The following is a 13,095-nucleotide window of genomic DNA, read 5'->3' on the forward strand; positions in this document are numbered from 1 at the left end:
CAAACCCAGCAGGGGCCGCGGAACCGGCTTTGCCGGGCCGCAGGCGCAGCGGCCCCCTCGGGGGGCAGCGAACCACACGCAGTGGGGAGCGTGGGGGCCCTATTGCCGGAATCTGCTGGTAATAGGATAGCGCCAATCCTTGCCAAAGCTCCTGTGGGTGACCCTGATACCCACGGGCGCCTGGCGGCGTTTGTACTCGTTGATGCGGATCAGTTGGGCCACGCGCACGACCAGCGCGCGGTCAAACCCGGCAGCGGCGATGGCGTCCACGCCCTGATCGTTCTCCATGTAGCGCTCCAGGATGGCGTCCAGCACCTCGTAGGGCGGCAGGCTGTCCTGGTCGGTCTGGTCGGGCCGCAGCTCGGCGCTGGGCGGCCGCGTGATGATGCGCTCGGGAATCGGGTTGCTGCCCGTGCCGTACGGGTCGTTTTCGTTGCGCCAGCGCGCCAGGCGAAACACCGTGGTCTTCAGCAGGTCCTTGATGACCGCAAAGCCGCCGGCCATGTCGCCGTAGAGCGTGCAATAACCGGTCGCCATTTCGCTTTTGTTGCCGGTGGTCAGCACGATGGAGCCGAACTTGTTCGACAGCGCCATCAAAAACACGCCGCGGATACGCGCCTGGATGTTTTCCTCGGTGGTGTCTTCCTTCAGACCCTTGAACTCACCAGCCAGCGACGCCTTGAAGGCTTCGAACTCCGGCACGATGGAAATCTCGTCGTAGCGCACCTTCACGCGCTCAGCCATTTCGCGCGCATCAATCCAGGAGATGTCTGCCGTATAGGGCGAAGGCATCATCACCGCGCGCACCTTGTCGGCGCCCAGCGCATCCACCGCGATCGCCAAGACCAGGGCCGAATCAATGCCGCCCGACAGCCCCAGGATGGCACCGGGAAAACCGTTTTTACCGAGGTAGTCGCGCACGCCCAGCACCAGCGCGTCCCACAGGTCCGCCTCGTGGCTGCGTTCAGGCACCGTGCTTGCTATTAATTTAATAGCTGCTTGCGCTCGTCCCGTCTGAATTACAAACAGATTTTCCTTGAAACTTTCAGCCCTTCCGGCCAGGGCGCCATCGGCCTGCAGCGCAAAAGACGCCCCTTCAAAAACGATTTCGTCCTGCCCCCCCACCAGGTGCGCATAAATCAGCGGCAACCCGGTGGCTTGGGCCCGGACCTGCATCATCTGCTCACGTTCGCCGCCTTTGCCGACATGAAACGGCGAGGCATTGATGACCGCCAGCAACTCGGCACCCGCTTCTTTGGCCAGGCGTGCCGGCTCTTCAAACCAGGCGTCTTCGCAAATCAGCAGCCCGACGCTGACGGCGTCATCACCTTCCCCGGCCTGGAAGACGCAAGTGCCCTGCCCCGGCGTGAAATAGCGGCGTTCGTCAAACACCTGGTAATTCGGCAGTTCGCGCTTGGCATAGGTGTCGACGACGCGGCCCTCGCGCAGCACCCTGGCCGCATTGTGGCGCTGCTGCACTTCCACACTTTTGGTGCGCAGGCCCTTGCCGTTGTCGCCGTGGGTGGGCGTGCCCACCACCACTGTCAGGCCTTTTAACCCGGCCAGCTCGCGGGCCACCAGATTCACGGCATCATCACAGGCCTGGATGAACGATGGGCGCAAGAACAGGTCTTCTGCCGCATAGCCGCAAATGGCCAGCTCGGGCGTCAGCAGCAGCCGGGCACCGCCCTCATAGGCCGTGCGGGCAGCGTCGATGATCTTTTGCGCATTACCCGGCATATCGCCGACGCAATAGTTCAATTGGGCAACGCAGATTTTGAGTGGCATGTTGAAGTAGAACCCCGAAAACACGTGAAAAAGAACTCAAACGATTATGTCATTCGCGTGCTGAATTCACCGCTGGAGGTGAATGCGGCCGAGTGGAACGCCCTGCTGGCGGCGCAAAGCCCGGGCGAGCCCGCAAACCCCTTCATGCGCCATGAATACCTGGCCGCGCTGCACGAAAGCGGCAGCGCCACGCCCGAAACCGGCTGGACACCGCGTTTTGTCACCCTCTGGCAGGGCAAGGTGCTTGCAGGCGCCTGCGCGCTTTACCTCAAGGAGCATTCCTACGGTGAATACGTGTTCGACCACGCCTGGGCGAATGCCTACCAGCAGCATGGGCTTGAGTACTATCCCAAGGCACTGGTCGCCGTGCCCTTCACACCCGTACCCGGCGCCCGCCTGCTGGCCCGCGCGGCCGAAGAACGCAGCTTGCTGATCAAGGCCCTGGTGGCCTGGTGCACCGAAGAAGACCTTTCATCCCTGCACCTGCTGTTCACGACCGATGAAGACGTGGTGGCGTGTGAAGAAGCTGGTTTAATGCTCCGCCACACAGTCCAATTCCACTGGACTGGACCACCTTCCAGCTACCGCAACTTCGACGACTTCCTGATGTCGCTCAGCCAGGAAAAACGCAAAAAGATCCGCCAGGAGCGCCGCAAGGTCGCCGAGGCGGGCATCACTTTCCGCTGGTCGCTGGGCAAGGACATCAGCAACGCCGACTGGGATTTTTTCTACCGCTGCTACGAGCGTACTTATTACGAGCACGGCAACGCGCCTTACCTGAGCCGCGACTTCTTCCAGCGCATGCAGGACACCATGCCGGAGAACTGGCTGCTGTTTGTGGCGGAGCACAACGCCGACGGCCAGCGGCGGCCCGTCGCGACAAGCCTGATCGCCGTCAGTGCCCGTCCTGAAAGGGATCACGGCGACGAAAGTGCCGAAAACCAGTCCCTGGTTGCGTACGGCCGTTACTGGGGCGCCCTCGCCCGCGTCGACTGCCTGCACTTTGAAGCCTGCTACTACCAGCCGCTGCAGTGGTGCATTGAGCACGGCTACCACCGTTTCGAAGGCGGCGCGCAGGGCGAGCACAAAATGGCCCGCGCCCTGCTGCCCGTCAAAACCACCAGCGCTCACTGGCTGGCGCATCCTTCGTTTGCCGATGCGGTCGAGCGCTTCCTGGCGCGCGAAGGCGCCGGCATCGACAACTACATGGAAGACCTGGAACGCCGCAGCCCTTTCAGGCAAGCTGCGCCGGGCACCTCGGCTTAAGTGCCGGCTTTCAGCGGCCGCAGGTGCTACGTTTTTCATAGCTGCTTGCGCTTGTCCATCTTGGGTTTCAGGGACTTTTTTCATAAATATTCTGTGCAAAACATGCACTGGCCGCGCTCCCACCCATACCTGCAACCCCGTCATACCTGTCATCACACGGGCAAGCGTTATTTGCTATAAAGCCCGTTCAAAGGAATTTCCATGAGCAATAAAAACCGCGCCAACGAACGTACGTACACCGTCAACCTCGTCGAATGCCCAACCCTGACCGCCGACGAGCGCGCAGCGGCCGAACTGCGTTTTCGCATGGCGCTTGAATTCGCCTTGGGCGGCCCCGAATATGTACTGCCTTCGCTTCAGGCCTACATGCTGACGCAAACGCTGCACGAAGGCCTGCCGCTGGAGAACGCCTCGGAGGCGGAAGAACAGGTCATCGCGCTCTGGCAACACGCCGAGACCGACGCGATTCTGGCGGCGATGCGGCCGCTGGGCGACAACCTGGACAACGCGCGCTTCGAGATCCTCCCGCTTTGACCCCCTGGGCCGCTTGGCCGGCGGCCCGCTTCGCAGGGCAACCACCGCCGCCTGCGGTGAACGCGGAAACGCCGTAACGCTATCGTATTGATAGCTGCTTGCGTCCGCCAGTATTGCGCCAACGGTTCATTTCCCTTAAGCCACAGCTTGATTTAAGCTCTGTCTTTCACGCCTGTTTTCGAACGGTTTTCAAGGCGCCGGCGGCCACCTTGCCGCCGGCTCAAACCGCTATTTCCCCATGAATGCTCTCGTGACTGCTACACCCGAAAACCCCGAAACGCAGACTGCCGACCCTGCGCCCCCGCTGGGCCGTCCGCACGCCCGGCGCCTGCGTGAGGTCTACCGCTCCGCCGGCTGGCCCTGCCAGGACCTGCTGGAGATCGAACTGCTGGCCACCGGCATGCTGCAGCGCGTGGCTGGCCCTGCAGGCCACGAAACCCTGCGCGTGACCGATGCCGGCGTGGCCTACCTGGCCACCGTGCTCGTGCGCAACCGCTCGGCGCTTTCAAAGCATGAGGCACTGGTCGAACAGGTGGCCTGCGAAATGGTGCGGGCCGGCCGCATCACCTGGCGCGGCCTGGGCTTGCGCGCCCAGCTGCCGCCCGAGGTCGAAGGCGGCAAGGTCCGCTGGTGCATCGCCCGGCCCGATGTGTTTTCCATCCGCAACACCACGGTGCAGGAATATGTCGAGCCGATCGTGCACGAAATCAAGGTGCACCGCTCCGACCTGCTGGGCGACCTGCGCCGCCCCGAAAAACGCGCCGCCTACCTCGACCTGGGCGGCGAGTGCTGGTATGTGCTGGGCTGCGATGCGAAGGGCCGGCCGATTGGCGATGCCAGCGAGGTGCCGCTGGAATGCGGTGTGATGGTGCTGGACAACGCGCGCCTGGCCGTTGCCAGGGCCGCGCCGCGGCGCACGCGCCAGCAACTGCCGCTCGGCGTATGGATGGCGCTGGCCAAGGCGACACCGGTGGCCGGGCTCAATGACGACGAACAGGGAATGCTCGGCGACTGCGAAGCTTGAACGCAATCACGGCCGCGCGCTGAGCCTGGCGTGACAGCTGCCGCTACGGCAAACCCTAGTGCCGCAACCCGTCCTGCTCGGTTAATGTCTCCCTCACGGAGACAACAACAATGAAATCCCTCACCGGCCTGGACGCAACCTTTCTTTACCTTGAAACCCCCGAAATGCCCATGCATGTGGGCTCACTCAACCTGTGCGAACTGCCGGAGGGCTTCAAGGGCAGCTTTCACAAGGCGGTCAAAGCGCACATCGCCAAACGCATGCACCTGGCGCCGGTATTCAGCCGCAAGCTGGTGTTCATGCCGCTGGATCTGGGTCACCCGCTCTGGGTCGAGGCTGATTCGGTCGACATCGACTTTCACATCCGCCGCGCGGACTCCGCCAAAAAAGGTGCGGCACCCATGACGCTGGCCGAGGTGCACAAGCTGTGCGCGCAACTGCACAGCGAGGTCATCGACCGCAATTTCCCGCTCTGGGAGTTTTATATTTTTGACCGCATCCAGTTGCCCGCATCGCAGGGCGGCAAGGTGGTGGCGGGGTTTTTCTCGAAGATTCACCATGCGGCGCTGGACGGCAAAGGCGGCGTGATGCTGGCCAATGCCCTGCTCGATTTCAGCCCGGTGCCGCGCGAGGTGCCACCGCCCGACCCTGCCCGCCGCCGCAAAACCGAGGCCGACCTGAAGCTGGGCAAGATGATCGGTTCGGTGTTTTCGAGTTCGCTGGGCCAATTGGCCAAGCTCGCCAAGGCACTGCCGTCCGCGGCCAGCACTTTTGGCAGCACGCTGGCAAAACAATCCACCACCAGTTCGGCCACGGGCATCAAGCCCAAAATGCCGATGAAGCTGGCGCCACAAACGCCATTCAATACCGGCATCACCACGGATCGTGTCTTTGTGACGGCCACCCTGCCGCTGGCTGAATGCAAGGCCATGGGCAAGGCGGTGGGCGGCTCATTCAATGACGTGGTGTTGTGGATCTGCTCAACAGCGCTGCGCAGCTACCTCACGCAGCACCACAGCCTGCCGAAAAAATCGCTGGTGGCGGCCATGCCGGTGTCACTGCGCGAAGCCGGCGCCACCGACGCCAGCAACCTGGGCAACCAGGTCAGCATGAGCCTGGTGGAGCTGGGCACGCAGCTGGCGCACCCGCTCAAGCGCATGAACGCCATCATGGCATCGACCGCCAAGGTGAAAACGTCGATGCAAAGCCTGAAGGGCCTGCTGCCGACCGACTACCCTTCGCTGCTGGCGCCGTGGCTGGTGGGCGGCGCGGCCAAAATGGCGCTGAACGCCTACGGCAAAAGCGGCATCGCCAGCCGCCTGCCCATGGTAGCCAACCTGGCGATTTCCAACGTGCCGGGCCCGCCGGTGCCGCTGTACCTGGCCGGCGCGAAGTTCCTGACCTTCCACCCGCTATCCATCGTCATGCATGGGCTGGCGCTCAACATCACCATCCAGACTTACGCCGGCCATGTGGATTTCGGCATCGTTGCCGACAAGAAGGCGCTGCCGCATGCGAAGGATCTGGCGAAAGCAATCGAGGAGGCCTTCACTCAGGCCCAAGCCTTGATGGTGAGCACGGCGCCTGTTGCACCCGCCGCCACGGCGCCCGCGCCGAAAAAGGGGGCAAAAAAGGTCTCAGTTAAAACCGCAGTGAAGGCCGCCCCGGTAAAAACCCGCAAAGCCGCTGTCACGAACGCGACGAAAACCACGGCGAAGCGCTCAAGTTAGAGGTGCCTCCCTCTGTAAAAACCTGTAAGCGCCTCCATACTCTTAGGGTCTAATAGCGCTGTTTTTGCAAATGCGAACGGGGTAAAAAAGGCGCCAATCAAGGCGCGCGACGACGCTCAGACCGGGCGTCTGAGCTAGGAGCGCAACGCCGAGTGGCGCCTTTTTTACCCCGTTCCCTACGGGTTGCGATCAAAAAGGCCCTGCGCGGCGTTGCAAAGCCTTGACGGGGTTCACCCCGCCTGCGTTTTGCGCCTTGCTCATGGCCTTTTTGACTCGCAACGCATCTTGCAAAAACAGCGCTATCAGACCCTAGTCAGAACTCCAACAAGACAATCAATGCTTCAAGCCATGGCAAGCCCGTCATCCAGGCGAAATCCGTCTTCATCCTCCCCTCAAGATCAAGCAGAAACGTCCCCGCACGATGTTCCGCCCAGCGCGTGGTTGCTGGCGCTTGAGTTGCGTGCATTCTGGGAATTCGGCGCATTGCTTCCCGCCTGGCCCTTGCTGGCCCGCGCGCCACGTGGCGACGGCCATGCGGTGATGGTGTTTCCGGGCCTGTCGGCCAATGACGCCACCACGGTGCCGCTGCGCCAATACCTGCAGTCGCTCAATTACAGGCCCTGGGGCTGGGAACAGGGCTTTAACTTCGGCCCGCGCGCCGGCGTGCTGGAAGAAGCCCGCGACAGCCTCGCTCGCACCTTCGACGCCACAGGCCGCAAGGTCAGCCTGATCGGCTGGAGCCTGGGCGGCGTGTATGCGCGCGAACTGGCCAAGGAGCTGCCGCACATGGTGCGCGGCGTGATCACGCTGGGCACGCCCTTCGCGGGCTCGCACAAGGCCACCAACGCCTGGCGCATCTATGAACTCACCAGCGGCCGCAACGTCGAGCGCGAATCCGAAAGCTACGATCTGCCGGCCGCCCCGCCTGTGCCGACCACCAGCATTTATTCGCGCAGCGACGGCGTGGTCGCCTGGCAGGCCAGCATCCAGGCTGCCAGCGCTGCCCATCCGCAAACCGAAAACATCGAAGTGCTGGCCAGCCACATCGGCATGGGCGTGAACCCCAGCGCCTGGTGGGCCGTGGCCGACCGCCTGGCACAGGCCGAAGGCCAATGGAAGCCGTTTTCGCGCGAGGACAAGGGCAAGCTGCACGGCCTGGTGTTCCCGGACCCTGCGCGAAAAGCGTAACGTTCCAATGTGGCGCCGGGCGCCGCCGCACACCATTTCACCCAAGCGTAAAAAAGCGCCTGCAACGTGGTCTGCAGGCGCTTTTTTTACGCGTCCCTCAATACCGTTGCTATATTTTTTATAGCTGCTTGCGCACGGCCTGAGCGAGTTACAGCGCCAAAATGCTTAAATTTTCAGGCCTGGGGCCCGGGTTTCAAGCCTTGCCGGCCTTTGCATAGTTGGCAATGCCATCCGTGATCTCTTTTTTGGCCGCGTCCGGGCCTTCCCAGCCCAGCACCTTGACCCATTTGCCTTCTTCCAGGTCTTTGTAGTGCTCGAAGAAGTGCGCAATCGTCTTCAGGCGCAGCGGGTTCATGTCTTCAGGTTTTTGCCACTGGGTGTAAAGCGAGCATTTCTTGTCGATGGGCACCGCCAGCACCTTGCCGTCTTCACCGGCTTCGTCGGTCATTTTCAGGATGCCGATGGCGCGGCAGGTCACCACCACCCCGGGAATCAGGGGCACCGGGGTGATCACCAGCACGTCGACCGGGTCGCCGTCGCCGCTGATGGTCTTGGGCACGTAACCGTAATTGGTCGGGTAGTGCATGGACGTGCTCATGAAGCGGTCCACAAAAATCGCGCCGGACTCCTTGTCCACCTCGTATTTCACCGGGTCGGCATTCATCGGGATCTCGATGATGACGTTGAAGGATTCGGGAACGTTTTTGCCGGGGGAAACTTTATCGAGGGACATGGTCGCTTGAGTTCTTTATGGAAGGAAGAAGAAAGGAAGGGAAGAAAGGAGAAAAGAAGATTCTTAAAACACATGGGCTACCTGCGCAGCCGTGGCACAGGCCAACTGCTCGGTATTTACCCTCATTTTACTGATTCACACCTTACGGTTCTTAAAGTTGTCATGTTTTCACTGTAAATTGCGCGAGTTGGCCAATCGTCTTGTCTCTACGTAGACCAAGCAACGAGGAAGCAACGCAGCGGGGGTCAAGACACCATTTGCTAGCGTTGAAACCCCCTCCAAGCGAAAAACAACGTAGGAGATTTCTATGACAGGCAACTCAGCGCTTATTCTTGCGCTCGTCTGCGGGCTGGTCGCCGTGGGTTACGGCATCTGGGCTCGCAGCTGGATTCTTTCCCAGGACGCGGGCAACGCCCGCATGCAGGAAATTGCAGCCGCCATCCAGACCGGCGCAGCCGCCTACCTGGCACGGCAATACAAAACCATCGCCATGGTGGGCGTCGTCCTCACCGTACTGATCGGCTTTTTCCTTGACGGAAAAACCGCCATCGGCTTCGTCGTCGGCGCCGTGCTGTCAGGCGCTTGCGGCTTTATCGGCATGAACGTGTCGGTTCGCGCCAATGTGCGCACCGCCCAAGCCGCCACCAAAGGCATTGGCCCCGCGCTTGACGTCGCCTTTCGCGGCGGCGCCATCACGGGCATGCTGGTCGTGGGCCTGGGCCTTCTGGGCGTGACCGGCTTTTACTGGTTCCTGGTGGGCAATGGCAACTACACACCCGACCTCAAGCTGGCCAACCTGCTCAATCCGCTGATTGGTTTTGCTTTCGGCTCGTCGCTGATTTCCATCTTCGCCCGGCTGGGCGGCGGCATCTTCACCAAGGGCGCCGACGTCGGTGCCGACCTGGTGGGCAAGGTCGAAGCAGGTATTCCCGAAGACGACCCGCGCAACCCCGCCGTGATTGCCGACAACGTGGGCGACAACGTGGGTGACTGCGCCGGCATGGCCGCCGACCTGTTTGAAACCTACGCGGTCACGCTGATCGCCACCATGGTGCTGGGCGCCCTGCTGCTCTCAGGCGCGGGCGCCACTGCCGCGGTCTACCCGCTGGCGCTGGGCGGCGTGTCCATCATCGCCTCCATCATCGGCTGCTTCTTCGTCAAGGCCTCTCCCGGCATGAAGAACGTGATGCCGGCCCTGTACAAGGGTCTGGCGATTGCTGGCGTACTGTCGCTGATCGCTTTCTACTTCGTCACGATGTGGTTGATGCCCGACAACGCCGTCACGGCAAGCGGCACGCAGATACGCCTCTTCGGTGCCTGCGCGGTCGGCCTGATCCTGACCGGTGCGCTGTGCTGGGTTACCGAGTACTACACCGGCACGCAGTACAAGCCGGTGCAGCACATTGCACAGGCCTCCACCACCGGCCACGGCACCAACATCATTGCCGGCCTGGGCGTCTCCATGCGCTCGACCGCATGGCCGGTGATTTTTGTCTGTATCGCCATCCTGACGGCGTATTCGCTGGCGGGCCTGTACGGCATTGCGATTGCCGCCACCTCCATGCTGAGCATGGCGGGCATCGTGGTCGCACTGGACGCCTACGGCCCCATCACCGACAACGCCGGCGGCATCGCCGAGATGGCCGACATGCCCCCCGAGGTGCGGGCCGTTACCGACCCGCTGGACGCCGTGGGAAACACCACCAAGGCCGTGACCAAGGGCTATGCCATCGGCTCCGCCGGCCTGGCCGCGCTGGTGCTGTTTGCCGACTACACACACAAGCTCGAAGCCTACGGCAACGTGATCAGCTTCGACTTGAGCAATCCCAAGGTCATCGTCGGCCTCTTTATCGGCGGCCTGATTCCCTACCTGTTCGGCGCCATGGCGATGGAAGCCGTGGGCCGCGCAGCCGGCGCCGTGGTAGTTGAAGTGCGCCGCCAGTTCCGCGACATCAAGGGCATCATGGACGGCACGGGCAAGCCCGAGTACGACACCGCCGTGGACATGCTGACCACAGCCGCCATCAAGGAAATGATGATCCCCTCGCTGCTGCCCGTGGTCGTACCCATCGTGGTCGGCCTGGCGCTCGGTCCCCAGGCACTGGGTGGTCTGCTGATGGGAACCATCGTCACCGGCCTCTTCGTTGCCATCTCGATGTGCACCGGCGGCGGCGCCTGGGACAACGCCAAGAAGTACATTGAAGACGGCCATCACGGCGGCAAGGGTTCCGAGGCACACAAGGCCGCAGTGACCGGCGACACCGTGGGCGACCCCTACAAGGACACAGCCGGCCCGGCCGTGAACCCGCTGATCAAGATCATCAACATCGTGGCGCTGCTGATCGTGCCGCTGGTGATGAAGTTCCACGGCGGTGAAGCCGCGGCGGCCCCGGCAGCACCCATGGCCGCGCCCGCTGCCATGAGTGCACCGGCCGCCACACCGACTGCACCCGCCATGCCGGCCCCCGCGCCCACGCAGGCGCCCAATGCAGCGGCTACCCCAACGCCGGCCGCACCAGCGTCACGCTAGACCGCTCCGGCCCATGCAAAAAGCCCTGCATTGCAGGGCTTTTTCTTTGGGCGGTGAGGACGAAGCTGCAAAGGTTCGTTGACTCAGGCTGGCATCCACTGGCTGGAACCCGGCCCAGGCAGCGCCAGATCCGGTGCGGCAGTCAGGCTTTCAAAGTACCTGATTTCGCGGAGTGCTTCGCTCAGTGTCATCTCTCCGGCATTCATCAGGCAGCCGGTCAGATACTCCGTCAAGGCGGTGTACTGCGCCAGCGTGGCCTTGGTTTCACTGTAAAGCCGCTCGCTCTGGGCTTCCATGATGCTGCGGGTTTCCTCGTCCGGCGGTGCCGTGCCGCCGTCCTTGAGGAGCGCGGCGTAATTCAGCCGGGTCTTGCGGTACATACCCATTTCAGCCACCGCATGGTGCAGCAGCCGCGTGACACGGGTGATGTCATTGTGGGCGCCGCCCGTGGTTCCGTCTTCGCCGAAGAAGATCTCCTCGTTCGCCATGCCGCCCAGCAGCACCCTCACCTCATGCTCCATGTCACCCTTGGTCTGCAGCAGGTTGCTGTCCTGCTTGTGCAGTACAAAGCCGAGGGCATTGTTGCGGGGGTTGGCCTTCAATGAAATTTTGATGGTGGTCATGTCGGCCAGCAGCGCGTTCCAGTTGTCGCCGGCCAGCTTGCGCCGGTGCTGGAAATCCATCAGGAAGTGGCCCCACTCATGCACGGCGATGATGCGCCGGTCACGCTCGCGCTCTTTGGTGGTGTTGTCGTTGACATTGCCCACCAGCACACGCTCGGCGGCCTGCATCAGGGTATGCGCGCCTATCATCTGACCCGCCTGCACCGCGATGATGCCGGCCTGGTTGACCATGGTTTCGAGGTCTGCCGGGCTGCAGCCTTCCGTCAGTTCGACAAAATGGCGCAGGTCCATGTCGGGCAGCACCTTGTCGGCACGCTGGCGCAGGTAGTGGCCGGTGATGGCCAGGCGCTCCTGCTGGTTGGGCATGCGGAAGTCGACCTTCATCTGGAAGCGGCGCAGCATGGCCTCGTCCATCTGCAGGTTGGCCGAATTAAAGTTGGACGCCACGATCCAGATGATTTCAGTATCCGATTTGGTCCGCACACCGTCCAGGATGGCCAGCAACATGTTCTGCGTATCGTCGTCATATTTGCGGTTGCCGCCGCGCCGCATGAAAAGGTCCTGCGCTTCATCAAGAAAGACGATGCAGCGTTTACGCCGCTTGGCCAGCGCCAGGATGCGCGACAAGGTGTTCGAGCCGCCGGCCACATAGCCAGTTTCAAGGTTGGCAGCTGAATGGAAAAGAATCGGCAGGTTCAGCTCTTTGGCGAGGTAGCTGGCCAGCTTGGTTTTGCCGGTACCCGCAGGGCCGCTGAACATCACGTTGAAAGGCTTGTTCACGCCATAAGCGGCGTACTCGAGGCGGCGCTCATATTGGTCGCGGATTTGCGCAACCTCGGCCTTGATGTCGTCCATGCCGACGAGGTCCGCCAAGTCGCCGCTGATCTGCCCCGGGGAAATGAACTTGAGGGATTTGCGCTGCCCGCCTGTCTGGTACCAGAGGAAGGCGATGAGCCCCAGCGTCAAGGTCGCTGATACCAGCGCGCTGGCACCGCCTTTCCAGGCATCCTGTTCGGATTGCGGACGTGCGTCACCGAAACGTTGCTCAAGGCGCGCCAGCATGTCCTTGCTCGCATCATCAAGCGCGCCCCGGGGCACGAAGGTGAGCTTGCCGCCCCAGGGCGCTGTGACGGCTTTGTCGGCCAGTATCTTGGTTTCCAAGTCCGAGGGGTAATAGGCGTACTGCCTGCCCTCCGATTCAATCAGCACAAAACGCTCGGAAACGGTCCACAAAATTGGCCGGTAAATGATGGTGATGCGCGTGACCGGATGGGCTTCGAGGAAGCTCAGGACCGACCCGCTTCCGAAGACGACCGGCAATGCGGTGTTGTAAGTCCAGGCCGCTTCAACTCCCGGCCCCGACGCGGCCATGGCCTTGACTTCCAGCGCCATTTTTTCCTGCCGCTCCAGGGTCGACCAGGCGTAATAAGCACTTGCCGGAATCATCAATGCCACGGCCAGAACGGCGAACTTCATGCCAAAGGCCTGGATCGACAACCAGTCGCGCAAACGGGCCACAAAGGCTTTGAACCAGGCCAGCAGGCTGGTGGTGGGCGCGTCGTCGCCGGGTGGGACATCGGCTGGGCTTTTGGTGGGATCAGTCATCGCGGTATGCGTCAAAAATGTGGACCCGCAGTTGCCGGCTGCCTGCCGCTGTCGTCACGCCAATACGGCCGGGC

Annotated in this window: 9 protein-coding genes; 6 read left to right on the top strand and 3 right to left on the bottom strand. The window is 62.3% G+C overall.

Going from position 1 to position 13,095, the window contains the following annotated elements:
• Positions 1-99: 99 nt before the first annotated feature.
• Complete coding sequence (locus ACXJKE_RS00450) at positions 100-1,788, bottom strand: NAD+ synthase (protein WP_457278612.1); 1,689 nt, start codon at positions 1,786-1,788, stop codon at positions 100-102.
• Positions 1,789-1,812: 24 nt separating this feature from the next.
• On the opposite strand from ACXJKE_RS00450, the gene ACXJKE_RS00455 reads away from it, so the two are divergent.
• From ACXJKE_RS00455 to ACXJKE_RS00475, 5 genes are all read left to right on the top strand, one after another.
• Complete coding sequence (locus ACXJKE_RS00455; RefSeq protein WP_457278613.1) at positions 1,813-3,054, top strand: GNAT family N-acetyltransferase; 1,242 nt, start codon at positions 1,813-1,815, stop codon at positions 3,052-3,054.
• A gap of 201 nt (positions 3,055-3,255) precedes the next feature.
• Positions 3,256-3,588 (top strand): hypothetical protein, encoded by a 333-nt coding sequence (locus ACXJKE_RS00460; protein WP_457278614.1) that lies wholly within the window; start codon positions 3,256-3,258, stop codon positions 3,586-3,588.
• Positions 3,589-3,826: 238 nt separating this feature from the next.
• Complete coding sequence (locus ACXJKE_RS00465; protein WP_457278615.1) at positions 3,827-4,612, top strand: hypothetical protein; 786 nt, start codon at positions 3,827-3,829, stop codon at positions 4,610-4,612.
• A gap of 110 nt (positions 4,613-4,722) precedes the next feature.
• On the top strand, positions 4,723-6,342 hold the full coding sequence (locus ACXJKE_RS00470) for a wax ester/triacylglycerol synthase family O-acyltransferase (RefSeq protein ID WP_457278616.1): 1,620 nt from the start codon (positions 4,723-4,725) through the stop codon (positions 6,340-6,342).
• A gap of 348 nt (positions 6,343-6,690) precedes the next feature.
• On the top strand, positions 6,691-7,530 hold the full coding sequence (locus ACXJKE_RS00475) for an esterase/lipase family protein (RefSeq protein WP_457279762.1): 840 nt from the start codon (positions 6,691-6,693) through the stop codon (positions 7,528-7,530).
• A gap of 193 nt (positions 7,531-7,723) precedes the next feature.
• Here ACXJKE_RS00475 and ppa read toward each other — a convergent pair whose 3' ends face one another.
• On the bottom strand, positions 7,724-8,263 hold the full coding sequence (gene ppa / locus ACXJKE_RS00480; RefSeq protein WP_457278617.1) for an inorganic diphosphatase: 540 nt from the start codon (positions 8,261-8,263) through the stop codon (positions 7,724-7,726).
• 307 nt (positions 8,264-8,570) lie between these two features.
• Between ppa and ACXJKE_RS00485 the strand changes: the two genes are divergently transcribed.
• Positions 8,571-10,793 carry a sodium-translocating pyrophosphatase gene (locus tag ACXJKE_RS00485; protein ID WP_457278618.1) on the top strand — a complete coding sequence of 741 codons (2,223 nt, stop codon included), beginning with the start codon at positions 8,571-8,573 and terminating at the stop codon, positions 10,791-10,793.
• Between the two features lie 83 nt (positions 10,794-10,876).
• Here the strand turns inward: ACXJKE_RS00485 and ACXJKE_RS00490 are convergent, their stop codons facing one another.
• Positions 10,877-13,021, bottom strand: coding sequence for an AAA family ATPase (locus ACXJKE_RS00490; RefSeq protein ID WP_457278619.1), 2,145 nt, complete (start codon positions 13,019-13,021; stop codon positions 10,877-10,879).
• Between the last annotated feature and the right edge of the window lie 74 nt (positions 13,022-13,095).

This window comes from Polaromonas sp. P5_D5 (assembly GCF_054049435.1).